This is a genomic window from Solidesulfovibrio sp. DCME, from assembly GCF_049995385.1.
Classification (GTDB): Bacteria; Desulfobacterota; Desulfovibrionia; order Desulfovibrionales; family Desulfovibrionaceae; genus Solidesulfovibrio.
Genome location: NZ_CP188261.1, coordinates 774,204 through 797,060, shown reverse-complemented (window position 1 = coordinate 797,060; position 22,857 = coordinate 774,204). Strand labels below are relative to the sequence as shown.

Below are 22,857 nucleotides of genomic sequence, written 5' to 3'. Positions count from 1 at the left end.
TAAACATATTCTATAATATCAGCACATACCATCTCGAAAGAACTCCAGACGAAGTAGGTCGGACAACGGTGCCAACAGGCATAGCCCGTTGAAAAACGAACAAGGGGCCAGGACTTTCGTCCTAACCCCTTGAAATACTGGAGACAGAAAAAGTCGGACAAATCGACGTCTCCAACGACGACAACACCGTTGGCATACCCGACCCCCTGAAAAACGAAAAAGGGGCAGTCAGCATTTTGTTGCTAACCGCCCGATTTTCTTGGGGAAATTCTGGTCGGGATGAGAGGATTTGAACCTCCGACCCCCTGAACCCCATTCAGGTGCGCTCCCAGACTGCGCTACATCCCGACGCGAAGGAATCGGAACCTAGGTGCCCAGCGCCGTTTTGTCAATCCCTAATTTGCCCGCCCAGCAAAATCCTTTACACCTGCCCCCAGCAACACCCGCTCCGGTTGCGACACGCCCGACACCCTGCTATCAACACAGTCTCCACCAAAAGGACCAACCATGCCCCAGAAACCCGTCCTCGTCACCGGAGCCACCGGATACGTCGGCGGCCGACTCGTCACCGCACTGCTCCACGCCGGCCGCCGTGTCCGCGCCGTGGGCCGCTCCCTGGAAAAACTCCAATGCCGCACCTACGCCGCACACCCGCAGCTCGAACTGGCTAGGGCCGACAGCCTCGACCCCGACGCCATGCACCAGGCCGCAGCCGGTTGCGGCGCCGCCTACTACCTCGTCCACTCCATGCACCCCACCACCCGGGACTTCGCCGCCGCCGACCGCCAAGCGGCGTCCGTCATGGCCCGCACAGCCAGCGAAACCGGCCTCGAACGCATCATCTACCTCGGCGGGCTCGGCCGCGACGACGACCAACTCAGCCACCACCTCAAATCCCGCCACGAGGTAGCCGCGATCCTCGCCAGCGGCAGCGCCCCCGTCACCCATCTGCGAGCCGCCATGATCCTGGGCTCCGGCAGTGCCTCCTTTGAAATCATCCGCTCCCTGGTCGAAAAGCTACCCTTCATGATCGCCCCGCGCTGGGTGCGCAACCGCTGCCAACCCATCGCCATTTCCGACGTCCTGGGCTATCTGGTCGCCTGCCTGGACGAGCCGCGCACCATAGGCGAAACCTTCGACATCGGCGGCCCGGACGTGCTCAGCTACGCCGACATGTTCCGGCTCTACGCGTCGGTGGCCGGGCTGCCGCCCCGCCCCATCATCCCCGTGCCGTTTCTCACCCCGCGCCTGTCCACCTACTGGATGCAGCTCGTCACGCCCGTGCCGCGGGCGCTGATCGTGCCGCTGGTGGAGGGGCTGCGCAACGAGGTCGTGTTCCGCGACACCCGCATCCTTACGCTGCTGCCGCGAAACCGCCTGACCTGCCGCCAGGCCATCGCCCTGGCCCTGGACAAGATCCGCCAGAACGCCGTGGAAAGCACCTGCGCCGACGCCGGTTACGCCGCGCCACCCGAGTGGACGGCCTGCGGCGACGCGCCCTATGCCGGGGGCACGGTCTACCAGTGCGGCTACGTGGCCGTCGTGGCCGCGCCCCTTGCGGCCGTGTGGCGGGCCGTGGCCCGCATCGGCGGCGAAACGGGCTGGTATTGGGGCAACTGGATGTGGCGGCTGCGCGGCTTTGGCGACCAACTGGTCGGCGGCGTGGGGCTGCGCCGCGTCACCACCCCCCGCGAGGCGCCCCGCGTCGGCGATCCCCTCGATTTCTGGCGGGTGGCGGCCGTGGAGGCGCCGCGTCGCCTGGTGCTCGCGGCTGAGATGCGCACCCCGGGCGAGGCGCTGCTGGAATTCCGGCTGCGCGAGGCCGGCCCGGAAGCGACAGAGATCGTGGTCCACTCCAAATTCCTGCCCAAGGGTATCGCCGGGCGGGCCTATTGGTATGCCTTGCTGTGGCCGCACAACCTCGTTTTCGCCGGCCTGCTGCGCGGCATTGCCGCTGCCCTGGGTGCGCCTTTGGTCAGCCCGCCGAGCCGATTCACGCCCCATCTGCCCCAAACGGCCTGCCGGCTGCCCCACCGGCCGTGACCGCCGCGCCCCTGGAGATACGGCCGGCCGGGCCGGACGATGTCCCGGCCATGGCCCGGGTGTTCGCCGACGCCATCGAGGCCAAGGCCCGCGACAGCTACGGCCCCCGCGAACGGGCGGCCTGGGCGGCACGCGGCTCGGCCGAGCGCTTCCGGGCCATGCTCGACGACGAGCGCAACCAACTGCTTGTCGCCGTCCAGGGCTCGCGCATCACTGGCCTGGCCGGCTTGACGGGCTGCGACGTGAGCCTGCTCTATACGAGCCCGGACGCGGAGGCAGGCACCGGCACGCGACTGCTCGCGGTCGTGGAGGACCTGGCCAGGACTCAGGGGATCGGCGGCCTGGGCCTGACCGCGTCGCGCAACGCCGTCGCCTTCTACCTGCGCCGGGGATACGCCGTGGCCCGCCTGGCCGTGCGCCCCTTGCCGGGCGGCCTGGCCTTGCCGGTCTGCCTCATGGTCAAGGCCCTCCAGCCCGCCCAACCCACGCGAAATGGAACCGTCCACGGCCGGGAGGCCTAGAAATCCACCGTTTGTGTCGGCTGAGGCTCGCAACCAGCCGCAGCGGCCGGACACTTACAGAACTTTTGCAATCGATTTCGAGAAGATATCGCCCGGGGCCGGGCCAGGGACCGTCCCAGCCCAGCCAGGCATGGCGCTTGCTTGAGGTCGGCCACGGCAGCCGGCCCGAGCCGACGCCGCCAACCTGTCGCCAAACGGCGAAGGGGGATTCGGAGTCACGCGGGCCGCCGTCGCGGGACAACCCGTCCCGCGACCGGCACGCGGTTTCCCCGACACTGTTCCCGCCGGTTTCATGAGGGCCGTTTCCTTACCCCGAAGGAAGCGGCCCTCGCTTGTGTCGGGGTGGCCTCGCCGCCCGTTCAGGCCAGGGGCCGGAAATCCGGCGTGCGCTCCACCGGCACCATGCCGGCCGCTTCGATGGCCTGGCGCAGTGCGGCCAGGGTCAGGCCCTTGGGGCTGTCCGCGCCGGCGGCATGGCCGATGCGCTCCTCCACGATGGTGCCGTCGAAATCGTCGGCCCCGGCCCACAGGGCCATCTGCGCCGCCTTGATGCCGAGCATGGCCCAGTAGGCCTTCAGATGCGGGATGTTGTCCAAAAAAAGCCGCGAAACGGCCATCAGCCGCAGCACCGTCACACCGTCCGGCCCCTTGGCGCCCAGGGCGTTGTTGGCCGGCTGATAGGCCAGGGGGATGAAGCAGGTGAAGCCGCCGGTGAGGTCCTGCAGGTCGCGCAGGGCCGACAGGTGGGCGATGCGGTCGGCCCAGTTCTCGATATGGCCAAAAAGCATGGTGGCGTTGGTGGGCAGGCCCAGGCCGTGGGCCGTGGCGTGGATTTGCAGCCAGCGCTCGCCGGAAATCTTCTCCGGGCACAGCTTCTCGCGCAGGCTCGGGGCGAAGACCTCGGCCCCGCCGCCGGGCAGCATCATCAACCCCGCCGCCTTGAGCGCACTTAAGATGTCGTACTCCGACACGCCGCGCGTATCGGCCAGGTGGGCCACCTCCACGGCGGTGAAGGCCTTGATGCCGGCGTCGGGCCTGGCCCGGCCGATGGCCCGCAGCATGTCGACGTAATAGTCCAGCGGCAGCTCGGGATTGAGCCCCCCCACCACGTGGACCTCCCGGATGGGCGCGTCCCCCCGGGCGTCGAGTGCGGCGACGATGTCGGCCACCGACAGCGTGCGCGCCCCGGAGGCGCCCTTGACCTTGTAGAAGGCGCAGAAGCGGCAGGCGTTGACGCAGACGTTGGTGAAATTTACGTGCACGTTGTGCACGTAATAGGCGTTATGGCCGTGGCGGGCGAGCCTGGCTTCCATGGCCGCCCCGCACAGTTCGTGCAGGGGCGCGGCCACGGCCAGCACCAGGGCGTCGTCGGGGGTCAGGCGCTCGCCGGCACGGGCCTTGGCCAGCAGGTCGGCCGTTTCGGAGCCGGGGACGGGGAGGTGCGGTATAATTGCATTCATGGCAGTGGCGCGGTATAGGGTATGGGTTGGCGTCACCTCTACCCCTTTTCCCCGCCGTCCGCCAGGGCGGCGAGGCCCCGGAGGCCGGCCATGGCCCGATTGTCACCTTGCCTCGTCCTGGCGCTGGCCCTGCTTGGCGCCCCAGCCGCCCCGGCCACGGCCGCCACCGGCTCCCCGGGCGGCGAATCCAGCCAGGCCCTGGCCAGGTTCTTCCAGGGCACCACCCGCTCCCTGCCGGCGGCGGCCATCGATTTCTCGGTCGTGGCCGGCTATGCCGTGCTGCGCACCGGCGACCCCGACAGCTCGGGCCGCTACGCCATGACCGCCCTCAACGTGGCCCGCATCGCCCCGGACATCTACCGCCTGGACATCAGCCTGGAAAAACCCCAGCCCCGTGACGTGCGGACCTTCGAACAGCCCTATTTCTACACCGACCAGCGGACCTATTATTTCTGGTACCAAAACGGCGAGCGCATCGTCTTCAAGGTGGGCGACCAGAAGGCCGTGGTGCCGCTTGGGCGCAAGGACGTGCTGCGCGTGGACATCAAATCGCCCGACACCTACGTCATCGACCGCGAGACCATGCTCAAAAACATCTCCTTCGACGACGGGCCGGTCACCATCCACCTCCAACTCAAATTCCATTAGGAAAGGGGCCCCGCATGCCCGAGACCGCCGCCGCATCCCTGCTTCCCCTTTTGCGCCAGCTTCGCGACGCCGGTGGCCTGCGCGTGTTCGTGGAAACGGCCACCGGCGCCGGAGATGTCGCCTACGCCGCCGGCGAGGTGTTCGACACGGTCATCACCATGGAGGCCGACAAGGCCACCTACGAGGCCGCCCACGAGCGCCTTTCCGGCCGCAAGGGCATCCTGCCCCTTTGCGGCGAAAGCCCGGCCATGGTCCCCAACCTCCTGCCCCGGCTGGTGGCGCCGGCCGTCTTCTGGCTCGACGCCCCCCTCCCGGCCGGCCAGGCCCTGCCCCCGGAACTGCCCGCCATCCTGGCCGCCGCCCAGGACCACGTGGCCTGCCTGCCCGGCCCGGCCTTGCCCGAGGCCGACCTGGCGGCCCTCACCGGCCAGGCCAAGCCCTTCCTGGTGATCCGGCAGGGCGACCTGACCCTCCTCGTCCCCCAGGCCAAGGCCGCCTTGGGCCAGGCCCTGTCCCGGCCCGGGGAGTGAGACGATCCCCCGCGGGGGCGTCCCGGCGCGCGGGAGGCGAGTGGGCCAGACCCAACGCCACCATCTTCTCCGTGGGGCGTCCGGGGACGCGCGGGAGGCGAGCCAGGATCGCAGTCCGGCCTCACTTGGGCGAGCGCCGGGCCCGGGCAGCCCGGGATTGCGCCGACGCGCCCGAGCGGGTAATGGTTTCGCCGTCGAAACCGCCGGAGGAGTCCCATGAAATGCGTCCTGGTCCTTGCCTGCGCCCTGTGCCTGACCCTGACGGGGGCGCTGTTCGCCTTTAGCCGCGTCACCCCGGGCGAGTCCTACGCCGCCTACGCCGACGCCGCCAACGGCGCCAGCTCGTGCGAATTCGCCTCGTGCGGCTGCCTCGGGCTCAAGTGCTCCTGCTTCGAGTGCGGCGGCGGCAAGTAGCCGGCCGTCGTTTCACGTCCACATCATGGGCGGCTTTCTCGCCTTCCTGCTTTCCCGGGCCACCGGGCTCGACCTGTTCCTCTTCGTCCAGGCCGGCTACCTCGTCCTTAGCCTGGCCGGCCTGGCCATCGTCTTCGCCGGCACCCGCCGGGAACTGGCCAACAACCCCGACCGCCAGCGCTATCTGCTGCTGTTTCTCGCCGCCCTGCCCCTGGGCCTGGCCGGGGCGCGGCTGATCCCCATCGTCCAGGACGGCGTCCTGGCCGGCCGGCTGACCCTTGGCCTGGTGACAAGCGGCGGGCTGGTCTTTTACGGCGGGGCGCTGGCCTATCTCGGCGCCTTGCGGCTTGGCTGCCGGTTCCTGGGCCTTTCCCCCTGGCCGCTGCTCGACGCCGTCTGCCGCCTGGCCCCCCTGGGCCACGCCTTTGGCCGGCTGGGCTGCTTTTTTGGCGGCTGCTGCTTCGGCGCGGTCACCGACGGCCCGACGGGCGTGCGTTTCCCGGCCGGCTCCCCGGCCTTTTTGCAGCACAAAACCGAGGGCCTGCTGCCCCTGGGCGCCGTGGCCTCCCTGCCGGTCCATCCGAGCCAGCTCTACGAGGCCCTGGGCGACCTGGCCCTGTACGGCTCCCTCCTGGCCCTGTCCCGGCGCCCGGGCGGACTGCCCCCCGGACGGGCGACCACACTCTATCTCTTGGGCTACGCGGCCTTGCGTTTCACTTTGGAATTCTTCCGTGGCGACACCATACGCGGTCTGTACGGCGGCTTTTCCACGTCCCAGTACGTGGCGGCGGCCGTGGTGGCCGGCACGCTCCTTGTCGTAACGCGCCGCAGCGGCCCGTCGCGGCAGGGACGTATCAGGGTGCGACCGGCGGGCAACGCCGCCAGCTCATCGCCAAAACGGTGAACTTCTACGCCTTCCCCTATGCAAAAGGGGGTGGATGTTGTAAAGCGGGCGGCATGTTCCATGGCGTCGTCCCCGGCCGTCCCGCGCAGCGTTGGCGGTGGGCCGTCTTTTGGTGCCTGCTTGTGCTGCCGCTTGCCTGCGGCCGCACGGAAGCCGCCGCCCTGCAAGAGGCGGCGCTCATTCCGCAGTGGGAGCCGCAAGCCCAGTTCGCCGGTTATTACGTGGCCCTGGCCAAGGGCTTTTATGCCGCGGCCGGCGTGGACATGCGCATCCTGCGCGGCGGCCCCCACGACCCGCCCTCGGTGCTCATGCGCCAGGGCCGGGCCCAGTTCGGCACCTTTTTCCTGCCCACGGCCATCCGCGAGCGGGCCGACGGCCTGCCCCTGGTCAACCTGGCCCAGTTCGTGCCCCACTCCAACCAGTTGCTGGTGGCGAAAAAAGCCGACGGCATCCGCAGCCCGGCCGACCTCGACGGCCGACGGGTCAGCTTGTGGGGGCCGGAATTCCGCCTGGCGCCCGAGGCGTTTTTCCGCGCCCACGGCCTGCGGGTGGCCGAGGCGCCCCAGGGCTTCACCGTGGACCTGTTCTTGCGCGGCGGGGTGGCCGCCTGTTCGGCCATGGCCTACAACGAGTACCACGCCCTGCTCAACAGCGGCCTGGACCCCGATGAACTGACCGTTTTTCCCATGGCCGACTACGGCCTGGACCTGCCCGAGGACGGCCTCTACACCCTGGAATCCACCTGGCGGGACCAGCCGCAGTTGTGCCGGGCCGTGACCAAGGCCTCCATCGAGGGCTGGCGCTACGCCTTCGCCCACCCCGAAGAGGCCCTGGACATCGTCATGGACCAGGTCACGGCCGCCCACCTGCCCACCAACCGCATGCACCAGCAGTGGATGCTGGACCACCTGCGCCAGGCCATGACCGGCTCGGGCGAGCCCCTGGGCGCCCTGCCCCAGGCCCGCTACGAGGCCACGGCCGAGGCCCTGCGCCAGGCCGGGCTCATCCCGGCCATCCCCGCCTACGAGGCCTTCCATGCCGACGCGCGCTGACCCCCGCCCCGGGCGCGGCCTGGGCTTCCGGCTGGCCGTGTGCATCCTGACCGGCGCGGCCGCCATTTTCGCCGGGACCTTCGCCTATTCCTTCCACGCGGCCAAAACCCTGCTGCTGGCCGAGGTGCGCCAAAACGCCGTCAACCTCATCCGGGCGGCGGTGGCCAGGCTCGAGGCCCCCCTGGCCGGCGTGGAAGGCGTGCCCCGCTACCTGGCCGTGCGCCTGGGCGAGGCCAGGCCCGACGAAAGCGGCCTCGAGGGGCGGCTGCGGGATTTCCTCGTGGCCAACCCCGACGTCTACGGCGCCTGCGCGGCCTTCGCCCCGGGGGCCTTCCGGCCGGGGCTGGCCCGGTACGCGCCCTATTACTGCCGCAAGGACGGCCGGCCGGTACGGGTGTCGCTGGGCTACGAGGGCACCTACGACCTGGAGAACTGGTACCTGGTGCCCCGGGTGCTGGGCCGGCCGGTCTGGAGCGAGCCCTATTTCGACGAGTCCGGCGGCGACATCGTCATGACCACCTTCAGCGTGCCCATTTTTCGCACCGAGGGCGCCCGCCGGGACTTCCTCGGCGTGGTCGCGGCCGACGTGTCCCTGGAATGGCTGCGCGAGCAGGTCGGCAAGATCGGCATGTACCGGTCGGGCTACGCCTTTGTGCTCAGCCGCAACGGCGTGTTCGTCTCCCACCCCGACCGCCGTTTTATCATGCGCGAAAGCATCTTCTCCCTGGCCGAGGCGGCGCAAAGCCCCGAGCTGCGGGCCGTGGGCCAGGCCATGACCCGGGGCCAGGAGGGCTTTGCCCGGCTGCCGGATTTCGTGCTCGGCCAGCCGGCCTTCCTGGCCTACGCGCCCATGCCGTCCACGGGCTGGTCCATGGGCGTCATCGTGCCCGAGCGGGAGCTCTACGCCGGGCTCGGCCGCCTGGGGAGCGAGGCGACGGCCATCGCCGCCGTGGGCTTTGCCCTGCTGTTTTGCGTCATCGCCCTGGTGGCCGCCACCATCACCCGGCCCCTGACCCGGCTGGCCGCCATGGCCGCCGAGATCGCCAAGGGCAACCTGGACACGCCCGTGCCGGCGCTGCCGGGCCGCGACGAGGTCGGCCGGCTGTCCCGGTCCTTCGAGCGAATGCGCCTGGCCCTTCGGGACTACATCGCCGACCTGACGGCCACCACCAAGGCCAAGGAACGCCTGGAATCCGAGCTCAAGATCGCCCGCAACATCCAGATGAGCTTTTTGCCCAAGCATTTTCCGCCGTTCCCCGAGATCACGGCCTTCGAGCTCCACGCCACCCTGGAACCGGCCTGGGAGGTGGGCGGCGATTTGTACGACTTCTTCCTGACCAGCGACGGCCGGCTGCTGTTCCTGGTCGGCGACGTGTCGGGCAAGGGCGTGCCGGCGGCCCTGTTCATGGCCGTGACCAAGACGCTGATCAAGGGCATCGCCGAGCAGGAAACCGACCCGGCCACCATCCTCGACAAGGTCAACCGGGAACTGTGCGTGGACAACGAGGCCCTGCTGTTCGTCACCCTGTTCCTCGGCATCCTGGACTTCGCCACGGGCGAGCTGGCCTATTCCAACGCCGGCCACAACCCGCCGGCCCGCCTGGCCCCGGACGGAACCGTTTCCTGGCTGCCCCTGCCGCGCGGCGTGTTCCTGGGCGTGCTGGAAGAGGCTGCCTACGCCACCAGCCGCCTGGCCCTGACCCCGGGCGAAACCCTGGTGGCCTTCACCGACGGCGTCACCGAGGCCATGGACCCGCAGCAGCGGCTTTTCGGCACGGACAGGCTCTTGCAAACCCTGGCCCGGGCGGCCGGCCGCCCCACCGAGGACCTGACCGCCGCCGTCATGGAAGCGGTGCGGGAATTCGCCGGCCAAGCGGAACAGGCCGACGACATCACCGTCATGACGCTGTTGTACCGTGGCAAGAGGGCCAAATGAACACATGGACGAAAAGCGCGCGCATGCTGTCCGAACGATGCCGTCTTGAACAGCGGAGGACAACGTTCCTCGACATCTTGAAATTGGGTTGCAAAGGCATGCAACCTGACTTATACGTAATGAAAGTCGTCACCAGGAGACACCAATGGAAGACTATCTGAAGGAAGCTCTGGAAATCGTCAAGGCGCAGGCCTCCGTGCGCACCATGACCGACGATGAAATCACCTCCATGCTGAAAAATGTGGCCGCCGGCATCCAGGCTGCCGCCGAAGCCGAGACCCTGCCCAGCGAACCGGCCGGCCCGGCCATGGATCCGGCCAAAGCCGTCAAGGAAGGCAGCGTCACCTGCCTGGAATGCGGCAAGCCCTTCAAGGTCCTCACCAAGAAGCACCTGGCCTCCCACGGGCTTTCCCCCGACGAATACCGGGCCAAATACGGCTACAAGAAAGGCGCGCCCCTGGCGGCCAAGTCCCTGCAACGGGAGCGGCGCAAGAAAATGAAGGATATGCGGCTGTGGGAACGCCGGCGCAAGCCCGCCGCCGCCGCCGCCGAATAAGCCGGCCGTAGGCGTCCCGGCCCCGGGCGGAGCCCTCCCGGGGCCGGGACGCCTACGCGTCCGCCGGAATGATGACCTTGACCGGGTCGGTGACCGCGTCGTAGCGGGCCAGCTTGGCGATGTGGGCCAGGGCCACGCTGGACAGGTCGTAGCCCCGGGGCAGCACCTTGAGCTGCTGCCCGCCGCGCGTCACGAACATGTCCTCGGCCAGGATCATGCCTTCGCGCAGGTTTTTGAGCGCGACCTGCATGATGACGTACTTGCCCTCCTCGCCGAGCACCTCGCCCAGGGCCGCCACCACATCGGGGTCGTAGAGCCCGGCCCCCTGGCGCAGGCGCTTGTAGGCGTCGGCCTTGGCCTGGCCGGCCCCGACCAGCCGGTCGAAATCCAGCAGCACCCGCAGGATGCGCGCCCCCAGCGGAATGTCCTTGCCGCGTACGGCGTCGGCCGGAAAGCCGCTGCCGTCGAAATTCTTCTCCTGATAGGCGATGGCCTTGGCCACGCCGCCCAGGCGCGGGATGTTGGCCACGAGCCTCGAGGCCACCTCGGCGTGCTGCTGGTAGACGGCGGCATCCTCGGCCGACAGGGGCCGGCCGCGCTCCACCCGGGAAATGATCGAGTCGGGCAGGGTGATGAAGCCCATCAGGCACAGCATGGCCGCGGCCTCGGTCTGCCAGGGGCTCGGGTCGCCGCACAGCTTGGCCAGGGGCCGTACGTAGGGGGCCATGCGCGACACCCGGCCGTAGACCTCGGGCCGCAGCAGCGAGAGCACTTCCGACAGCATCTTGAGGCTGCCGCGCAGCGTCCCTTCCAGCAGTTCCCGCTCGGCCACCACCAGCCGGTACTGTTCCACGGCCGCGCCCAGGGCGCCTTTGAGGTAACCCACCTCGCACGGTTTGGTCAGGAAACGGAAAATGTTGCCCTCGTTGACCGCGGCGATGGCCGCCTCCAGGTCGGCGAAGCCCGTGAGCATCACCCGCACCGTGTCCGGCCGCAACTCGCGCACCTTGGCCAGCACCGCGATGCCGTCCATGCCCGGCATGCGCAGGTCCGACACCACCACGGCATAGGCCGGGCCCTCGGTGACCTTGGCCAGGCCCGCCTCGGGGCCGACGGCCGTGTCCACCTCGAAGACGCCGTGGAGGTTGCGCTTGAATCCGGCCAGGATCCGTTCGTCGTCGTCGATGAAAAGCACCCGCTTATTCACCGCCCCCCCCTTGCAGCAGATTGCGGCAGGCCTCGCGCCAGGCGCCCAGCCGGCCGGCCAGGCCCAGCCGATCCAGGGCTTCCTCGTCCGGGACATGGGGGGCGTAGCCCGGATGCACGACCACCAACTCGTGCTCCAGGGCGTTGGCGACATGGGTCAGGGCGGCCACGGGCGTGGCCGCGCCAAGGCCCAGCCCCGGCGCGTGATGGCCGGCCACCCCGGCCACGACCGCCTCGTCGAAGCCCCAAAGCCCGAGCAGATACGCCCCGACCCCGGCGTGGGACGCGCCGAGGACCTCGGTTTCGGCCGCGAACATGGTTATGTTGCGCGCCCTGGCCAGGGACAAGGCCCGGTTGTAGGGGCCTTCCAGGGCCTTGGCCAGCACCAGCTTGCCCAGGTCGTGGAGCAGCCCGGCCATGAAACAGGCATCCTTGCCGTCCCGGCCCAGGCCTTCCAGGCCGGCCAGGAGCCGGGCGAACCGGGCCGTGCGCAGGCTGTGGGCGAAAAGGCCGTCCAGGCCGAAGCCGGGATAGCGGTCGGCCTCGAACAGGGAATAGATGCCGTGGGCCAGGACCAGGGCCCGCAGGGTCTCGAGCCCAAGCAGGGTCACGGCCTGTTCCATGCCGGACACCCGGCGCGGCAGCCCGAAAAAGGCCGAATTGACGAGTTTGAGCAGGCCGGCCGACAACCCCACGTCCCGGGTCAGGATGCCCGCGATGCCGCGCACCGAGGCGTTTTGCGAGCGCAATTCTTCCGTCAGCTCCGCGAAGACCGCCGGCAGGGCGGGCAGCACGTCGATGCTGGCGATGGTTTCCCGCAAGGCCTCGTCGGTAAAAAGCACCGACAGCCGCAGCACCCGCTCGATGGCGGCCACCAGTTCCCCCGGGGCCAGGGGCTTGGCCAGGAACTGATGGCAGGGCCGCACCGAGCGGAACACGAAATCCCGCTCCGAATGGCCCGTGAGGATGATCCGGGCCGTGCCGGGCCAGCGCTGGCGCACGGTCTCCAGGAACTGCGGCCCGTCCAGGCCCGGCATGCGCGCGTCCGCCACCACCACGTCCGCCGCCTCGGCTTCCAGCATGGCCAGGGCCGTGGCCGTGTCCGCGGCAAAGCGCATGTCCCAGATATCGCGCTTATCCCACAGCATCCGCCGCAGCCCGGCCAGCAACTGCGGTTCGTCGTCCACGAACAGGATGCGTCGTGTCATGCCCGGCCTCCAGGCGCGCCCGACCGGCGCCCTTTCCGGCATGATAGCGCATCCGGCAAAAATGGAAAGCACCCGCGCGGCCGTCAAAAGCCATCCGGCCTGCTCCCCCTTGCCCCAAGGGAGCATTTGACGCTACGGTGGGCGTAACGACCTTCGTGTGCCAGAGAGCCCCCATGCCCGTGACATCCCGCATCCTGTCCCCTTGCCGCTGCCGGGCCGCCGTCGCGGCCTTGCTGCTCCTGGTGCTGTGCGCCCTGCCCGGGCCGCGCCGGGCCGGGGCCGCAACCGAGCCCGTGGCCTTCGAGGACGGCGACAGCCTCGAAACGATCCGGGAGAAAATCGCCCATAACGGCTACCATTTCACCGTGGCCGAAAACTGGGTCACCCGCCTGCCGGCCGCTCGCCGCGAGGCCATGCGCAGCCGCGGCAGCCGGGCCACCGAAGCCATGCGCCGAAACGCCGTCACCCTGGACGCCACGGCCGGCCTGCCCAGCCAGGCCAGCCTGCCCAGGACCTTCGATTGGCGAAACGTGGGCGGCCGCTCCTCCATCGGGGCCATCCGCGACCAGGGATCGTGTGGTTCGTGCTACGCCTTCGCCGCCGTGGCCGCGGCCGAAGGCGTCTACAACGTGGCCACCAGGCGTTACGACGGCAACACGGCCGATTTCTCGGAACAGTACCTGGCCTTTTGCCTGGGCAGCCACGGCTCCTACAGCGCCAATTTCGACGGCTGCGACGGCGCCGACTATTCCTATGCGGAACTCGAGGCCCTGACCCGAAACGGCCTCCCCACCGAGGCGACCATGCCCTACACCGGAGCGGACAACGCAAGCTGCTCCCTGTCCCATCCGCCGCTTGTCACCTTCAAGGCCTGGGGCCGCCTGGCCTGCCTCGACGTGGCGGCCATCAAGGCCGCCATCTACGCCTACGGCCCCGTGGACGTGGCTGTCTACGCCACCTCGGCCTTCGACGCCTACGCCGGCGGCGTCTACCAGGACAGCCGCACCACCTGCCCGGCCTGGGACGACTGCTTCAACACCACGACCAACCACGCCGTGGCCCTGGTCGGCTGGGACGACGGCGACGACACCACCCCCGGCCACTGGATTTTGCGCAATTCCTGGGGCACGCAGTGGGGCGAGGCCGGCTACATGCGCATCGCCTACACCGCGGCCCGGGTGGCCTGTTCGGCGGCCTACCTGACCTACGAGGCCACCGCCGCCGGGTTGATGCCCGGCCTTTATCCGCTGCTCCTGCACTGACGCGCCCCGCCCGACACGGACGGTGGCGCCTCGGGGAACCCGCCTCTTCCGGGCACCGCATCCCAAAGGACCACTCGTGCCACACGACACCCCGGACAACTACGACGTCATCATCGTCGGCGGCGGCCCGGCCGGGCTTTTCGCCGCCCACTACCTGGCCAACCATTCGGACCTGGCCGTGCTGCTGCTCGACAAGGGCAAGGCCGCCGGCAACCGCCGCTGCCCCATGCACGGCCGCAACGACTGCCGCCAATGCAAGCCCTGCAACATCCTGTCCGGCATCGGCGGGGCCGGGCTTTTTTCCGACGGCAAGCTCAACTTCATCCCCAAGCTCGGCAAGACCGACCTGACCCAGTTCATGCCGCTGTCGGAGGCCGCCGCCCTCATCGACGAGACCGAGGCCATTTTTTCCGCCCTGGGCATGGACGGCCCGGTCTACCCCACGGACATGGGCAAGGCCCGCACCATCCGCAAGGAAGCACGCAAATGCGGCATCGAACTGCTGCTTATCCGCCAGAAGCACCTGGGCAGCGAACACCTGCCCGACCATATCGCGGCCATGTCGAAGGGGCTCACCGACCGGGGCGTGACCATCCGCACCGGCGAGGAAGCCCTGGACGTGCGCGTGGCCGACGGCCGGGTGACCGGCCTGGTCACGGCCAAGGGCGAGTACCGGGCCCCGGCCGTGATCCTGGCCCCGGGCCGGGTGGGCGCGGACTGGATGGGCAGCCTGGCCCGGCGCCACGGCCTGTCCTACAGCCAGCGCGGCATAGAGGTCGGCGTGCGGGTGGAGGTCCACAACGACATCCTGGCCGACCTGACCGACGTCATCTACGACCCGACCTTTTTCGTGCGCACCCGCAAGTACGACGACCAGACCAGGACCTTTTGCACCAACCAGGGCGGCTACGTGGCCCTGGAGAACTACCAGGACTTCGTGTGCGTCAACGGCCACGCCTACATGGACGCCAAGTCCGACAGCGCCAATTTCGCCTTCCTGTCCAAGGTGGTGCTGACCGACCCGGTCTCGGACAACCAGGCCTACGGCGAGGCCATCGGCCGGCTGGCCACCATGATCGGCGGCGGCAACCCCATCCTCCAGCGCTTCGGCGACCTCAAACGCGGCCGGCGCAGCACCTGGAGCCGCATCCGGCGCGGCTCGGTGGAACCCACGCTGGCCTCGGTCACCTGCGGCGACATCGCCATGGCCCTACCCGAGCGCATCGTGGCCAACCTGGTCGACGGCCTGGAGCAGCTCAACGCCGTGGTCCCGGGCGTGGCCAACGACGAAACCCTGCTCTACGCCCCGGAAATCAAGTTCTTCGCCACCCAGATCGATACCTCCCCGAACCTCGAAACGGCCGTGGCCGGCATGTACGTGGCCGGCGACGGGCCGGGCGTGGCCGGCAACATCGTCTCGGCCGCGGCCACGGGACTCATCCCGGCCAAGGCCATCCTGCGCCGGCCCGGGGGGGCGTAACGGGCGGGGGAAAATTCAGGGGAAAGCCTCCGGCGGCCCACGGGCGAAAGCCTTTGGGAATCCCGACAGGAGGAGGACGGCGCCTGCGGGGGGCGACGGGAGCCTCCCGGTTGTCGGCCTCGGGCCACGAGGGCAGGAAGAAAGGCGGTGGCGTCAGCCGGGCAAACGCCGCGCGCCGCTTGAGGCCCTCCGCGGGCATCGATTGGACCCGGGGGCGATGGCGTCAGCCCCCGCCCCCAGAGGGAAACCGCGCCTCAACGGGGCCGTTCGTAGGCCCGGACCTGGTTGCGGCCCGAGGATTTGGCCAGGTACAGGGCCTTGTCCGCCGCGTCCACCAGATGGTCCACGCCGGGCGAGGGGCAGTCGGTCAGCAGTTCGGCCACGCCGATGCTGACGTTGATCTTGATGCCGGCGGCCAGGATCTGGCCGTCCGGGTCGCGGATGACGAAGTTGTAGCGCTCGATCTTGCTGCGGATGATCTCGGCCAGCTCCTCGGCCTCCTCCTTGGCGATGTCGGCCAGGGCCACGGCGAACTCCTCGCCGCCGTAGCGGGCGGCGAACACGTCGCGGTCCTCGAGCTGCTTGATTTCCTCGGCGAACCCCTTGAGGATGGAGCCCACCACCACCAGGGCCTGGTCGCCGATGCGGTGGCCGTGCGCGTCGTTGAAGCGCTTGAAATGGTCGATGTCGCACATGAAAAGCGCCAGGGGCTGGGCCGTGGCCACCGACCCGGCCACGGCCTTGGCGATGTGGTCGTCGAAGGCGCGCCGGTTGTGGATGCCGGTGAGCGAATCGGTCAGGCTCATGGCCACCATCTTTTCGGCGTCACGCTCGATCATGTCGGCCATTTCCTTGAATCCCCGGCGGATGGTCCCGAGCATGCGCTCGACATCGCCGCCCGATTCCACGGCCTCCACGGTGACGCTTTCGAGCTGTTGCACCCCCCCCTTGTGCCGGAACAGCGTCTCCTGAAACTCCTGGACCAGGGAGGCCGTTTCCTTGAGCGTGCGCGTGAGCGCCTGGTTCCAGGGGGCGCTCAGGATGCGGCCGTTGGCCTTGATGATCTCCTTGAACTTGTCGTCGGAAAAATCCCGGGCCTTGAGGACCTCCACGACCAGGGCCTGGATTTGTTCCTTTTGCTCGTTGTCCAGGAAGTCGTAGTCCTTGATGCCGCGCATGTAGAGGATCAGCCCCCGCCATTTGGATTCGCGGGGCACACCGACCCGGTCGAGCATGGCGCAGACCGCCTCCGAACAAACCGATACGGCCGCGGGCTGCCTTCCCCGTTCCAATTCCCTGTTCATGCCTGCGTTTTCCCCGGCTTCCTGCTTCGGATGCCGCTGCGCGGCAGGACCGGACAAGGTCCGCGACAGCGGCATCCGAAAAATCGGTACTCCTTTTTCTTACACGCATATGCCACAAGGAGGAAGACAAATTTCGCCTCTTTTCCTCCCTGCCCCCGCGGTTGCCCGGCCGGTCGCCCCATGGTACAGCCTAGGCCGTCGCCCGGCGGGCGAACCGGAGGAGACATGGATCTGACCGCGACCAAACACGGCAGCCTGACGCTGGTCACGGGCCTGCCCAAGGTGTTCGACTACACCATCTGCCCGGATTTCCAGCGCGCCCTGGCACCCCTGATCGAGGCCGCGCCCAAGGTCCTGCTGCTGGACCTTTCCGGCGTGGAATTCATGGACTCCAGTGCCATCGGCAGCCTCATCACCGTGCGCAACCGCCTGCTGCCCGAAGGCGGCGGCGTGGCTCTGTGCGCCATCGGCGACGGCGTGGCCAAGGTGCTGCGCATCGCCGACCTGGGCAAGGTCTTCGCCATCCACGGCGACCCTGCCGCCGCCCTGGCCGCCTACGGCTGCTGATCCCCGCCGCCTGGCATGCTCATCCGCTATACGCCGGGCCGCACCGGACTGGCCGAAGGCCTGCGCCGCGCCGCCCGGGCCGTCCTGTACCTGCCCACGGTCTTTCGGCTGGCCCGTGACCCGGCCTATCCCTGGCTCAATGCCGGCGCGGTGCGCTGGCTCGACCGGCGGCTGACCCCGGCCATGACCGGTTTCGAGTGGGGCAGCGGGCGCAGCACGCTTTTTTTCGCCAGCCGCCTGGGCCGGCTGACCTCGGTCGAGCACAAGGCCAAATGGCGGCGACGGGTGGCCCGGATGGTCGCGGACAGGCGGCTGGGCAACGTGACGTTGCGCTTCGTGCCGCCCTCGGACGCCGCCGGACGGCCGGAACTGCGCCCGGACCTGTGGCATGCGCTCGGCTATGCGCCCCAAAAGCCGGAATTTAACGCCTACGCCGACGCCATTCTCGATTTTCCCGAGGCAAGCCTCGATTGCGTCTGCGTCGACGGCCGGGCCCGGGTGGCCTGTGCCCTCAATGCCCTGCCGCGCCTGCGCCCCGGCGGCATCCTGGTGCTCGACAACAGCGAATGGGAAAAATACGCCCTCATTTTCCAGGCGGCCGCCGGCTGGGAGCGCCTGGACTTCGAAAACGGCGTGTGGCGCACGACCATCCTGCGGCGCCCCGGCACGGCAAACGGATGACAGGCCGGCCTTGCCGGCGTATGGTTGGAGTATGACGGTTCCCAATGACCAATTGACGCTGCGCTTCGCCCGGTCCATGGCCGAGGCCGACCAGGCGGCCTGGGACGCCCTGGCCGATCCCCTGGACACGCCCTTTTTCGAATGGGCCTGGCTCAAGCTCCTGGAGGATTCCGGCAGCGCCGCCCCGGCCAAGGGCTGGTACCCCAACCACCTGCTGGCCCATGCCGCCGGCCAGCTCGTCGGCGCCCTGCCGCTATACCTCAAGTGGCACTCGGACGGGGAATTCGTCTTCGACCAGCTGTGGGGCGAGGCGGCCAGCCGGCTGGGCCTGCCCTATTATCCGCGCCTGGTTTCGGCCAGCCCCTTCACCCCGGCCACGGGGCTCAAATTCCTGACCGACCCCTCCGTCAACCAGGTGCGCCTGTCGCGCCGGCTCTTCGAAACCATCGAACAGTATTGCCAAGGCAACGGCGTCCAGGGCGCGGCGCTTCTCTTCGCCGAACCCGATTTCGCCGCCGCCTCCGAGGACTACGGCTTCACGGCCTGGCGCCACCAGGGCTATCTGTGGCGCAACCGCCAGTTCGCCGATTTCGAGGACTTCCTGTCCACGCTCAACGCCAACCGCCGCAAGGCCATCCGCCACGAACGCCGGGCCCTGGCCGAGGCCGGGGTGCGCGTGGAAATTTTTTCCGGCGCGGACATTCCGAATGCCTTTTTCCCGCTCATGCGGGAACTCTACGACCGCACCAACGCCAAATTCGGCCCCTGGGGCTGCCGCTACCTGACCCCGGCCTTTTTTGAGGGGCTGCCGGCCGCCTTCCGCCACCGCCTGGCCTTCGCCGCCGCCTTCACCCCCGGCCGCCGCGACCCCGTGGCTCTGGCCATGCTGGCCCACAAACGCGACATCCTGTTCGGCCGCTACTGGGGCGCCTTCGAGGACATCCCCTTTCTGCACTTCGAACTGTGCTACTACGCCCCCATCGCCTGGGCCATCGCCAGGGGCATCGGCCGCTACGACCCGGGCATGGGCGGGGCGCACAAGGCCCGGCGCGGCTTCGTGTCCGTGTCGAGCTACAGCAGCCACCGCTTTTTCGACCCGCGCATGGACATGATCTTCCGCACCCACATCGACCGGGTCAACCAGTTGGAAAAGCACTATATCGACGAGCTCAACGAACTGCTCCCCGTGCGGCGCAAAGGCTAGGGCCGGCGCGGCTAGAATTTGCGGTCGAGCAGTTCGCGCAGCACCGCCTCGTCGTCGGCCGTGTCGAGGCTTGCCAACTCGCGCCGCAGCCCCGTGATCACTTCCCGCTCGGCGGCGACGATCGCCCGCAGGGCCTCCCGCCGCTCGCGTATGGCGGCGAGCAGGGCCGCCTTGCGGGCATTGGCCGAACCCAGCCGCCCGGCCACGACCACGGCCAGCCGCCGGAAGATGCGGATCAGGAAATCCTCGCGTTCAGGGCTGGGCAAAAAATCCACGTAGCCCATGTCCACGGCCAGGCACTCCGTGGGGGCCGTGGCCACCACCGTGGCCGTGCGCCCCTTGCCGAGAATGAAGCTCATTTCACCGAAAATCGTGCCCGGCCCGTCCAGGCTGGCCAGGGCGCGTCCGCCGCGCACGATACGCACGGCCCCGCCCAGGAGGATGAAAAAGGTCTTTTCGTAATTGCCTTCCTCGACCAGTGTTTCCCCCGAGGCGAACTGCCGCAGCCCCACCGCCCCGGCCCGGAGCAGCAAATCCAGGTCCGCATCGACGAAATCGGCCCACAAGGGCATTTGCCGCATGAGCGCCCGCAGGGCCACCGCGTCCGCACCCTCCAACCGTTCCATGTCAGGCCTCACCGGAGATGTCTTCCGCCACCAGGCCGGCCAGGGCGGCCAGGCCCCGCTCGTCGCGGATGGCGACCTCGCGGCCGCGCACGGCGATATGCCCGGACTCGGACAGGCGCTTCAGCGCCCGGGACAGGGCCTCGGGCGTGGCCCCGACGACCTTGGCCAGCTCCCGCTGGCTGATGTCCAGGCGCAGGGTTTCGCCGGCCAGGGTCCGCCTGGCCTCGTGTAGCAAAAAGACGGCCACCCGGGCCGGCAATTCGCGCAGGGACAGGGATTCGACCAGCCCCATGGCCTCCTTGAGCCGCCGGCACATCAGCCGCAGCAGGTCGAACAGCACGGCCGGGTCGTCCTTGGCCACCTCGGCCAGGGCTCCGGCTGGAAAAACCAGGATCGCCGAAGGTTCCAGGGCCGCGGCAAAGGCCGGGAACTCCCCGCCGTCCACCAGTGCGCACAGGCAAAAGGGTTCGCCCGGCCCCAGCAGATACAGGGTCTGCTCCTTGCCCTGGGCCCCCAACTGATAAATCTTGGCCCGGCCCGAGACGACCAGATGAAAGGCGTCTGCCGTATCGTCACGGCCGGCAATGGCCTCCCCCGTCCCGAACCGCGACAACCGGGCCAGGGCGGCCAACCGCGTCAGCCGCGTCTCGGGCATGCCGCCGAAAAAAGGCAGCGAGCGCAGTAAAATCATCCGCGCCGTCTGGTCCATGCATCCTCCCGACACCCAAAACGGATGGCGCGGCCATGGTCCCCGTTGCCGCCGGAAAAAGCAATGGTTTGATCGGCGTTGCCTGCGGCATCGAGCGCGGCGACGCGCTGGCATTAGGTGGAACGATGGCGCAGGCATAAGGTGTAGCGATAGCGCCGGCATCAGGTGTAGCGATAGCGTCGGCATCAGGCGCTGGTGTCGCCACCGGCATCAGGCGCAGTGTCGCAACGGCTTAAGGCATGAGAAGGCCACTGGCATGAGGCGTAGTGTCACCACCGGCTCGAGACGTGACGATGGCGCCGGTTTGAGGCGCGGTGATGCCACCGGGATCACGCGTGACGATACCGCCGGTACAACGTGGCTATGCCAGCGGGTTGAGACGTAGGGATACCACCTGGTTAAGGCGTGGGGATGCCACTCGCATCAGACGTAGCGAAGCCACCGGCATCATGCGCGGCGATACCGCCAGTACCGGCGTGGCGATGCCACCGGGTAGAGGTGTGGCAATGCCACCGGCATAAGCGCTGGCGCGGCCACAGCGGCCGGCCTTTTCCAGCCTAAACCAAAGACCTGAGCGGATCCCGTTGCGACCATTAAAAAAGGGGAGGCCGGCTGGCCTCCCCTCGTACCGGCGCGGGCCGGTTGCTACCACTTGTCGGTGGCGAAGGCGTCGGAGCCGAAGCCGAAATCCGAGGAGGGCTCGCCGCCGACCACGGGCTCGCCCGTGCCGCCGGAAGCTTCGCCGGCCGGGGCGGCGCCACCGGCGGCCACGGTGACCACACCGTGCTTTTTGACGTCCTCGATCATCTTGAGCAGCTCGTCAACCTTGCCGATATATTCGGTAACCTTGGCTTCGGAAGCGACAATGACCTTCTCGCCCTCGTCCTTCATGGACGCCTCGAGCTTCTTGGCCTTGTCTTCGGCAGCCTTGCAGCGGACGTCGGTGTCCTTGAGAATGGCGGTCTTCTCGGCCAGTTCCTTCTCGACCTTGGCCAGCTTGGCGGTCATTTCCTCGTTGGCCTTCTTGGTCTCGGCCAGCTTGGCGAAAATGGCGCTGATCTCGGCCACGACGTCCGGCGGCAGCACGGACACGGACACGTTCTGGGCGCTGGCACCGAGCTCGCCGCCGCTCATGCGCACGAGTTCGGGATGCTGTTCGTATATCCAGGCCTTGGCCAAGGCGGCGGCGAAGGGAGCGAGCTCCGCATCGATTTCCATGCCGGCCATGAAGCCGACCATCTCGGCCACGGCTTTCTTGTTGCCTTCCTTGTCGACGCCTTTCAGGTACGACACAAACGCGTTCATCGGGAAGACCTTGCGCGCTTCAGCCATGGTATCCTCCTTAATTAGACCCTGAAAATCTTTTCTTCTTCACGTTTGAGGGGAAGCCGCCCAGCCTGATGGGCGTACACCAACGCCGTCGTTCTGTAGACCAAGTGCCCGAGCTTGGACCAGGGCAGATAGGCGAACAGCATGAAGACCGCAACCAGGTGCAGGTAGTAGGTCGGGTAGGCCAGGGCGGCCACGCCGGCCAAGCGGAAAATCTCCGAGCCAAGGCCGGTGAGGGCCACGGCCCAGATGACCCCGAGCAGGTACCAGTCGTAGTAGGACGACGTGGACTTGCCGGGATCGACGTTGAGACGACGACGGGTCAGCATGGTCAGGCCGTACAGCAGAGCCAGGGCCCCGACGTTGGCCAGAAGCTTCACCGGGCTCCACAGGGGCATGGGCGTATGTCCCAGAGGCTCGATGAAATGCACGATCTTGCCGCCCCAGTGGGCCACGGCCACGACGGACGTGACGATGGCCAGGGCCACGAAGCCGTAAAAAAGCGACAGGTGGCCCTTGTAGCGCTCGGTGTTATCGTTTCCGCACTCGTTCCACTTCACGTGGGTGGCGATCTCGTCCAGGATGACGGCCTTGATCGATTCGATCAAGGACGGCTTCTTGACCTTTTCGCCGATGTGCAGGGTAGTGGGGATGGTCTTATCGAAGCTCTTCCACAGCTTGGTCACGCCCTTGTAGAAGGAGAAGGCCACGAACAGGGCGACCAGGCCGAAGATGGGGTCGATGGTGAAATCGCCCGGGAAGAGCTTGCCGTAGACGATCTCGCCCTGGGGCAGACCGAAGCCGGCACTGATGAGCCAAATGAACAGGTACAGCACGGCCGGGATGGCGATGAGCTTGGGCAGGTCCTTGGCCGAACTCATCCATTTGCCGATGATGCTCGGCTCGACCAGGTCCCGGTAGGTGATGTTGCGGATGGCGGAGATCAGGTCGCCGGGACGGGCGCCGCGGGGGCACAGGTCCGAGCAGGTCTGGCAGTTGTGGCACAGCCAGATGTCGATATCGCCGGAAAAACGGTCCTTGAGGCCCCACTGGGCCCAGACCATCTCCTTGCGCGGGAAGGGATTCTCGGGCGGGGCCAGGGGACAGGCCACGCTGCAGGTGGCGCACTGGTAGCACTTCTTGCAAGCTTCGCCACCGGCCGCCTGCAGGTCCTTGACGAACTGCAGATCGGGTTTGATACGCTCGGCGTATGACAT

Annotated in this window: 22 protein-coding genes and 1 tRNA gene; 14 read left to right on the top strand and 9 right to left on the bottom strand. The window is 68.3% G+C overall.

Annotated elements, in window-relative coordinates:
- Positions 1-271: 271 nt before the first annotated feature.
- Positions 272-348: transfer RNA gene (locus ACP59X_RS03370), tRNA-Pro, on the bottom strand.
- A gap of 159 nt (positions 349-507) precedes the next feature.
- Here ACP59X_RS03370 and ACP59X_RS03365 point away from each other — a divergent pair.
- Together ACP59X_RS03365 and ACP59X_RS03360 are read left to right on the top strand one after the other, a co-directional pair.
- Positions 508-2,043 carry an SDR family oxidoreductase gene (locus tag ACP59X_RS03365; protein ID WP_428565055.1) on the top strand — a complete coding sequence of 512 codons (1,536 nt, stop codon included), beginning with the start codon at positions 508-510 and terminating at the stop codon, positions 2,041-2,043.
- Positions 2,040-2,564: a GNAT family N-acetyltransferase gene (locus ACP59X_RS03360; protein WP_428565053.1), complete on the top strand. Its 525-nt coding sequence runs from the start codon at positions 2,040-2,042 to the stop codon at positions 2,562-2,564. Before ACP59X_RS03365 ends, ACP59X_RS03360 begins: the two co-directional genes overlap by 4 nt.
- Before the next feature lie 359 nt (positions 2,565-2,923).
- Here ACP59X_RS03360 and ACP59X_RS03355 read toward each other — a convergent pair whose 3' ends face one another.
- Complete coding sequence (locus ACP59X_RS03355) at positions 2,924-4,024, bottom strand: radical SAM protein (protein WP_428565051.1); 1,101 nt, start codon at positions 4,022-4,024, stop codon at positions 2,924-2,926.
- 90 nt (positions 4,025-4,114) lie between these two features.
- Between ACP59X_RS03355 and ACP59X_RS03350 the strand changes: the two genes are divergently transcribed.
- From ACP59X_RS03350 to ACP59X_RS03320, 7 genes are all read left to right on the top strand, one after another.
- Positions 4,115-4,672 carry a hypothetical protein gene (locus ACP59X_RS03350; protein ID WP_428565049.1) on the top strand — a complete coding sequence of 186 codons (558 nt, stop codon included), beginning with the start codon at positions 4,115-4,117 and terminating at the stop codon, positions 4,670-4,672.
- Between the two features lie 14 nt (positions 4,673-4,686).
- The gene (locus ACP59X_RS03345) at positions 4,687-5,202 is read left to right on the top strand and encodes a hypothetical protein (RefSeq protein ID WP_428565047.1); all 516 of its coding nucleotides are present in this window, start codon (positions 4,687-4,689) and stop codon (positions 5,200-5,202) included.
- A gap of 216 nt (positions 5,203-5,418) precedes the next feature.
- Positions 5,419-5,616 (top strand): hypothetical protein, encoded by a 198-nt coding sequence (locus ACP59X_RS03340; protein WP_428565045.1) that lies wholly within the window; start codon positions 5,419-5,421, stop codon positions 5,614-5,616.
- A gap of 25 nt (positions 5,617-5,641) precedes the next feature.
- On the top strand, positions 5,642-6,520 hold the full coding sequence (locus ACP59X_RS03335; RefSeq protein WP_428565042.1) for a prolipoprotein diacylglyceryl transferase: 879 nt from the start codon (positions 5,642-5,644) through the stop codon (positions 6,518-6,520).
- A gap of 122 nt (positions 6,521-6,642) precedes the next feature.
- A complete protein-coding gene (locus ACP59X_RS03330) occupies positions 6,643-7,572 on the top strand; it encodes an ABC transporter substrate-binding protein (RefSeq protein WP_428565040.1) in 930 nt (309 codons plus the stop codon).
- Positions 7,556-9,508, top strand: a complete 1,953-nt coding sequence (locus ACP59X_RS03325) for a SpoIIE family protein phosphatase (protein WP_428565038.1) — start codon at positions 7,556-7,558, stop codon at positions 9,506-9,508. Before ACP59X_RS03330 ends, ACP59X_RS03325 begins: the two co-directional genes overlap by 17 nt.
- Before the next feature lie 145 nt (positions 9,509-9,653).
- Positions 9,654-10,064 carry a Ros/MucR family transcriptional regulator gene (locus ACP59X_RS03320; protein WP_428565036.1) on the top strand — a complete coding sequence of 137 codons (411 nt, stop codon included), beginning with the start codon at positions 9,654-9,656 and terminating at the stop codon, positions 10,062-10,064.
- Between the two features lie 52 nt (positions 10,065-10,116).
- Here the strand turns inward: ACP59X_RS03320 and ACP59X_RS03315 are convergent, their stop codons facing one another.
- Positions 10,117-11,271, bottom strand: coding sequence for an HD domain-containing phosphohydrolase (locus ACP59X_RS03315; protein WP_428565034.1), 1,155 nt, complete (start codon positions 11,269-11,271; stop codon positions 10,117-10,119).
- The gene (locus tag ACP59X_RS03310) at positions 11,264-12,478 is read right to left on the bottom strand and encodes an HDOD domain-containing protein (protein ID WP_428565032.1); all 1,215 of its coding nucleotides are present in this window, start codon (positions 12,476-12,478) and stop codon (positions 11,264-11,266) included. The genes ACP59X_RS03315 and ACP59X_RS03310 overlap by 8 nt, the downstream gene beginning before the upstream one ends.
- Before the next feature lie 173 nt (positions 12,479-12,651).
- Between ACP59X_RS03310 and ACP59X_RS03305 the strand changes: the two genes are divergently transcribed.
- Both ACP59X_RS03305 and ACP59X_RS03300 read left to right on the top strand, forming a co-directional pair.
- A complete protein-coding gene (locus tag ACP59X_RS03305; RefSeq protein WP_428565030.1) occupies positions 12,652-13,740 on the top strand; it encodes a C1 family peptidase in 1,089 nt (362 codons plus the stop codon).
- A 76-nt stretch (positions 13,741-13,816) separates the two neighbouring features.
- On the top strand, positions 13,817-15,220 hold the full coding sequence (locus tag ACP59X_RS03300; protein WP_428565028.1) for an NAD(P)/FAD-dependent oxidoreductase: 1,404 nt from the start codon (positions 13,817-13,819) through the stop codon (positions 15,218-15,220).
- 254 nt (positions 15,221-15,474) lie between these two features.
- On the opposite strand, the gene ACP59X_RS03295 is transcribed toward ACP59X_RS03300, so the two are convergent.
- Positions 15,475-16,455, bottom strand: coding sequence for a GGDEF domain-containing protein (locus tag ACP59X_RS03295; protein ID WP_428565026.1), 981 nt, complete (start codon positions 16,453-16,455; stop codon positions 15,475-15,477).
- A 294-nt stretch (positions 16,456-16,749) separates the two neighbouring features.
- Here ACP59X_RS03295 and ACP59X_RS03290 point away from each other — a divergent pair, with 294 nt between their 5' ends.
- Genes ACP59X_RS03290 through ACP59X_RS03280 form a run of 3 tightly spaced genes read left to right on the top strand, consistent with a single transcriptional unit; the run spans position 16,750 to position 18,976 of the window.
- The gene (locus tag ACP59X_RS03290) at positions 16,750-17,091 is read left to right on the top strand and encodes an STAS domain-containing protein (protein ID WP_428565024.1); all 342 of its coding nucleotides are present in this window, start codon (positions 16,750-16,752) and stop codon (positions 17,089-17,091) included.
- A gap of 15 nt (positions 17,092-17,106) precedes the next feature.
- Positions 17,107-17,772, top strand: coding sequence for a class I SAM-dependent methyltransferase (locus tag ACP59X_RS03285; RefSeq protein WP_428565022.1), 666 nt, complete (start codon positions 17,107-17,109; stop codon positions 17,770-17,772).
- Between the two features lie 31 nt (positions 17,773-17,803).
- Positions 17,804-18,976, top strand: a complete 1,173-nt coding sequence (locus ACP59X_RS03280; RefSeq protein WP_428565020.1) for a GNAT family N-acetyltransferase — start codon at positions 17,804-17,806, stop codon at positions 18,974-18,976.
- Between the two features lie 11 nt (positions 18,977-18,987).
- On the opposite strand, the gene ACP59X_RS03275 is transcribed toward ACP59X_RS03280, so the two are convergent.
- The 4 genes from ACP59X_RS03275 to qmoC all read right to left on the bottom strand — a co-directional run bounded on the left by ACP59X_RS03275 (position 18,988) and on the right by qmoC (position 22,857).
- Complete coding sequence (locus ACP59X_RS03275) at positions 18,988-19,602, bottom strand: cyclic nucleotide-binding domain-containing protein (RefSeq protein ID WP_428565018.1); 615 nt, start codon at positions 19,600-19,602, stop codon at positions 18,988-18,990.
- A 1-nt stretch (position 19,603) separates the two neighbouring features.
- Complete coding sequence (locus ACP59X_RS03270) at positions 19,604-20,311, bottom strand: Crp/Fnr family transcriptional regulator (protein WP_428565016.1); 708 nt, start codon at positions 20,309-20,311, stop codon at positions 19,604-19,606.
- A gap of 645 nt (positions 20,312-20,956) precedes the next feature.
- Complete coding sequence (locus tag ACP59X_RS03265) at positions 20,957-21,643, bottom strand: hypothetical protein (RefSeq protein WP_428565014.1); 687 nt, start codon at positions 21,641-21,643, stop codon at positions 20,957-20,959.
- Positions 21,644-21,657: 14 nt separating this feature from the next.
- Entirely contained in the window at positions 21,658-22,857 is a 1,200-nt protein-coding gene (gene qmoC, locus ACP59X_RS03260; protein WP_428565012.1) for a quinone-interacting membrane-bound oxidoreductase complex subunit QmoC, read from the bottom strand.